This is a genomic window from Vibrio sp. McD22-P3, assembly GCF_021568915.1.
GTDB classification, from domain to species: Bacteria; Pseudomonadota; Gammaproteobacteria; order Enterobacterales; family Vibrionaceae; genus Vibrio; species Vibrio mediterranei.
The window spans coordinates 1-4,209 of the sequence record NZ_JAKGTN010000053.1 but is presented as its reverse complement, the minus strand read 5'-3'; the positions used below and the strand labels follow the sequence as shown (position 1 = coordinate 4,209).

The following is a 4,209-nucleotide window of genomic DNA, read 5'->3' as shown; positions in this document are numbered from 1 at the left end:
CCGCACTAGTACAGAAAGGGATGGCACTTGGTTCAGTAATGGCTTTAATTATTGGTAGTGCCGGCGCAAGTCTAACTGAAGTGATATTGTTGAAATCTATCTTCAAGAATCAAATGATTGCAGCATTCTTGTTTGTCATCCTCAGCATGGCCATTGGTGCAGGGTTCCTATATAGTTTCATCTTCGCTTGATTGACACATCACAAAAAAAGCCTCCTACAAGGGAGGCTTTTTTGTGTCTAAATCTCGGTGCAGACTAGGTGCCATTACGTTAAATTACGTGATTCAAGAATAGTGCGTGAATATTCTCTTTCTGTATCACTGATCAATTGGGCTTGTTGCAAAAAAATACAGAGAAGATACTTCATCCATTCCGTTTTAACTTCTAGTTGAAAACCACCTCAACATTGAACAAGCGATTCATGAAGGCGGGTCTCTCCCGTACTAGTGTTTTACGTTCATCACGACGTAACCAGAAATCAAATTGACCTTTGTTCAACATCCGTAGAGACTCGAATCCTTGAATAGTTGACTAGGCTCGCTTTCGTATTTTAAATCCGCCAGTACCTACAACGAGTTTCTTGATGGGAGCGTGGTCGGATTCAATACCATTATTGAGATACTTCACTTGCCGTTGCTTGGCATCTGCTCGCAGTCGTCCCTCCTTCTTCAGGCGAGCAATCGCATTAGCGTAGGAGGAATGCTTGTCGGTATTTAATGCTTGAGGCTGTAACTCTTTTGGATAGTGGCGCAGGCACCGCTTCAAGAACTGATAAGCCGCCTCTTTATTGCGTTTGTGGGAGAAATAGAAGTCCAGTGTCTCGCCTTGCTTGTTGATAGCTCGGTACAGATAGTGCCATTTTCCTTTCACTTTAACGTAGGTTTCATCAAGCTGCCACGAAGAGTCTGCTCGAATGAATTGACAACGGCGTAATTTCTTACGTAGTGCAGGGGCATACTCAATGAACCATCGATAAATGGTCGAGCGGTGAACCGAAACACCTTGCTCCTGCAGCATGTCGCTAAGGTTGGCGTAGCTCATTGGCGTTGAACCATACCAGCGCAGACACCAAAGAATGATTTCAGGGGCAAAATGTTTCCATTTGAATTCAGGATTGGTCATTGAACAGCTGGATTAGATGGGGAAAGAAGGAATTCTGAGTCTTTGCTACATTTTTTGCAACAGGCCCCGGCAGAGTATCTGACCTATTGTTTTGAGCGACTGGCGGTCGAACCCGATAACTTAGAAGCGCTGATGCCATGGAACATCAAAGGGTTAAAATCCTCTGAGTAGGAAAGAAACGGAAGGCTAATCACCTTCCGTTTTTTATTGCAATAGGGTGTTTACCACCAGCTTACAATACGTTCGTTTTTAGCACAACTTAATAATCATAATAAGGGATGAAAATCTGTGTGGAGGTATTATGGATACTTGACCACTAGTAGCAGTCTTACATATACACTGTTTATTCTTTAGTATCGGAGCTCTTTTCCTGCTCAATTACTTGTAAATAACCTAAGACCATCGCATCAAAAGCTCTAGGGTTTCGAGCATAGATGTTTCGCATGGTTTGAGCTGTATTTCCGTAAAACTCAACCACGTCATTGACACGCCGCGCACCAAGTGCTTTTAATCGATGATTTGCTAGCATGATTGCCTCACAACTTCATAAAAATAGAAAACTATTTATCATTATAGGTTATGGTTTATGACATTCTATTTTTCTTTCATCGGAAACACTACTGAGAAGTCAATGGTCAACGATAGGAGTATCGAGAGCGTATTTTATGGTAAAACACCATACGCTGTTTCTGGGTTATCGCTTTCTCAATGACGCCGTCCGACCAGTGAGCGTATATCAATGAGCATGATCTAAGTTCTATATATTGAAAAGATATCATATGTCTCATCGCATCACTCCAGCGACAGTTTTAATTTTATAACCACTGCTAGGTTAGGTTGAAGAGGCTTCTATATACAATATAGAACAGTCATGATGGTCCTGTCCTATAATCTACGAAAGTATCTGTGCAAGAAGGCTGGATAAGGCTAATGTTTCAGGTCATCTGCATACGTAATCAATGGGAGTTTGTCTATGAATAAAAAGTATTTCAATTTATCGATTATACAGAAAGAAGGAAGAAACATTATCATACTTGATGAATGCGAAATCTACTCAATGGAGGCAACAGAATCGGATGAAATCCACAAGGTGTTTGATGCCATTATCCCTATCTGGCAGGGTAGTTGTCACTGTTAAAATTTAACCAGTTTGGGCGATAAAGAGTAATTGTGTCTCGTATATCAATAGAAAGAAAAGAAGCTATATTGAAGAAGCTGTTGCCTCCCTATTCGATGTCAGTGAAAGAAGTGTCGGAAAAGGAAGGAATTAGCACTGCGACCTTGTATCATTGGCGCAAGCAACTCAGACGTTCAAGAGCCGCCGTGCCAAATAGCCACACTTTATCAGAGCAGTGGTCTGCTCAAAGTAAAATTGCCATTGTCGCTGAAACCTACTCAATGACAGAAAGTGAACTCAGCCAATATTGTCGTGAAAAAGGTCTTTTCCCAGAACAAATCCAAAGCTGGCGCAGCGAATGTATGCAAGGGTTTAAGTCGAGTAAAGAGCAGGAAGCTGAAGCAAAGAAGCAGGCTAAAGCTGACAAACTTGAAATCAAAGAGTTGAAGAAAGATTTACGACTCAAAGAAAAAGCACTCGCTGAAACGGCCGCCCTCTTGGTGCTAAGAAAAAAGCTGAGAGCCTTTTACGGGGAAGAGCCAGAGGACGACTAACCTCAACCGATGAAAGGCAGACCATAGTGACTCTTATCCTTGAAGCGAAGCAAGGCGGGTGTCGTTTAGAGCCAGCTTGCCATGAAGTTCAAATTGACTTGAGAACATATCGTCGCTGGTATCAGCAAGGTGAAGTTCAAGCTGACAAAAGACCAATATGCCTCAGACCTGAGCCTGCTAACAAACTGTCGCAGCAAGAGCGTGATGCGATTATCGAGGTGTGTAACCGCTCTGAGTTCGCAAGCTTGCCTCCAACTCAAATCGTCCCGACATTGCTTGATAGAGGTGAGTATATCGCCTCTGAGTCAAGTTACTATCGGATACTGAGTGCACAGGGGCAACTAAACAAACGAGGTCGTCAAAGAAGTAGGCAGAAGCGAGCGAAACCAACAAGTTACACAGCTACGGACTCGAACCAAGTCTACACATGGGATATCACTTACTTACCTTCAAAAGTTAGAGGCCAGCACTATTACCTGTATGTCATCGAAGACATTTATAGCCGAAAAATTGTAGGTTATGAGGTATATGAGCGTGAGTGTGGTGAGCTGGCGTCACAGCTTTTGCAACGAACGTTGATGCGAGAGCAGTGCTTCAATCAAGCTCTGGTTCTTCACTCAGATAATGGTGCGCCGATGAAGTCGTTGACGTTCAAAGCCAAAATGGAAGAGTTATGTATTACTTCATCGTATAGCCGCCCAAGAGTCAGTGATGATAACCCGTATGTCGAGTCATTGTTCCGTACGGTTAAGTACATGCCAAACTAGCCGACGAAGGGCCTTGAAACTCTCGACAGCAGTCGACGTTGGATTGAAGCCTGCGTGCTCTGGTACAACACGGAGCACAAGCACAGTAAGCTCAATTATATCAAGCCTTCAGAGCGTTATAACGGGAAAGACGAAGAGCTCTTGAAGCGTCGAGCTGAGGTCTTTCTCGCTGCTAAACAGCGAAAATCCGAACGATGGCCTGGCGATATCAGGAACTGTAAGCCAGTTGGTGAAATACACCTAAATCCAGAAAGAGAAGCTGCTTAATAAACAAGAAAATGATGACGACTACCTTGAAAAACGCCGTTATCGAGCTATTTCAAGTAGATATAACAAGCTAGAAAGGGATTATGCCAGCATGTTATCGCTGGCATTCATGTTGATGTGGCTACCGATGTGTTGTTGAACGCAAAATGTACAGCAAAGATCAACACGCCCTAATAATGATTAACTTAATCCTTAGTGTTACTCCATCATGTGCGGAAAGAAAATACGGGTTAGAATAACTATCACAGTGACTATCAGATACATAATATAGAGCGAATGCAGGCGGTTACTCGGATATCTGTGAACGTAAATCAGTCGAATATAGAAAATACAAACGGCTGCAATGAGCAGCAAGATAACCTCTATCAAGTTTCCCAAGCTT

The 4,209-nt window shown here is 42.8% G+C and carries 3 protein-coding genes and 4 pseudogenes; 4 read left to right on the top strand and 3 right to left on the bottom strand.

Annotated features, from left to right (window positions below; all coding sequences use genetic code 11):
• Positions 1–191: pseudogene (locus tag L2W36_RS27130) on the top strand (permease); the annotation flags it as partial.
• 193 nt (positions 192–384) lie between these two features.
• Here L2W36_RS27130 and L2W36_RS27125 read toward each other — a convergent pair.
• Together L2W36_RS27125 and L2W36_RS27120 are read right to left on the bottom strand one after the other, a co-directional pair.
• Positions 385–1,122, bottom strand: a pseudogene (locus L2W36_RS27125) (IS6 family transposase).
• A gap of 343 nt (positions 1,123–1,465) precedes the next feature.
• Positions 1,466–1,651, bottom strand: a complete 186-nt coding sequence (locus L2W36_RS27120; protein ID WP_236112056.1) for a hypothetical protein — start codon at positions 1,649–1,651, stop codon at positions 1,466–1,468.
• 444 nt (positions 1,652–2,095) lie between these two features.
• Between L2W36_RS27120 and L2W36_RS27115 the strand changes: the two genes are divergently transcribed.
• The 3 genes and pseudogenes from L2W36_RS27115 to L2W36_RS27105 all read left to right on the top strand — a co-directional run.
• Positions 2,096–2,260, top strand: coding sequence for a hypothetical protein (locus L2W36_RS27115; RefSeq protein WP_236112055.1), 165 nt, complete (start codon positions 2,096–2,098; stop codon positions 2,258–2,260).
• A 32-nt stretch (positions 2,261–2,292) separates the two neighbouring features.
• Positions 2,293–3,827 (top strand): annotated as a pseudogene (locus tag L2W36_RS27110) (IS3 family transposase).
• Between the two features lie 34 nt (positions 3,828–3,861).
• Positions 3,862–3,966 (top strand): annotated as a pseudogene (locus tag L2W36_RS27105) (IS5/IS1182 family transposase); the annotation flags it as partial.
• A 59-nt stretch (positions 3,967–4,025) separates the two neighbouring features.
• Here L2W36_RS27105 and L2W36_RS27100 read toward each other — a convergent pair.
• Positions 4,026–4,209 (bottom strand): hypothetical protein (locus L2W36_RS27100; RefSeq protein WP_236112054.1); only part of this gene is annotated, 184 nt, incomplete at its 5' end.

Bases quoted from the DNA above. Each gene is read 5' to 3' on its own strand.
- L2W36_RS27120 (WP_236112056.1), bottom strand. From the start codon at position 1,651: ATGCTAGCAAATCATCGATTAAAAGCACTTGGTGCGCGGCGTGTCAAT.
- L2W36_RS27115 (WP_236112055.1), top strand. From the start codon at position 2,096: ATGAATAAAAAGTATTTCAATTTATCGATTATACAGAAAGAAGGAAGA.